Annotated in this window: 1 protein-coding gene; it reads left to right on the forward strand. The window is 82.2% G+C overall.

Translation table 11 applies throughout. The annotated features are described in order from the left end of the window. On the forward strand, nucleotides 1-225 hold a 225-nt coding region (locus ELR45_RS38225; protein ID WP_205856781.1), incomplete at both ends, for a hypothetical protein.

The following is a 225-nucleotide window of genomic DNA, read 5'->3' on the forward strand; positions in this document are numbered from 1 at the left end:
GCCGGAGGCGGTGCGGCCGCCGCCGGCGCGGGCGGAAGCGGCGCGGCGGCCGGAGCCGGCTCTACCGCTGTCTTGGCCGGGACCGGAGCCGCCGCAGCCGGCGGCGCGAGCACCGGGGCCGGTGCGAGTTCGGGCGGCGGCGCGGCCGTCGGTGCAGCCGCGGCGACCGGCGCGTCGTCAGGCTCGTCCAGCGGCGGGATTCTGTCGGTGCTGTCCCCTGGCCGG

The organism is Phytoactinopolyspora endophytica (assembly GCF_004138495.1).
Taxonomy (GTDB): Bacteria; Actinomycetota; Actinomycetes; order Jiangellales; family Jiangellaceae; genus Phytoactinopolyspora; species Phytoactinopolyspora endophytica.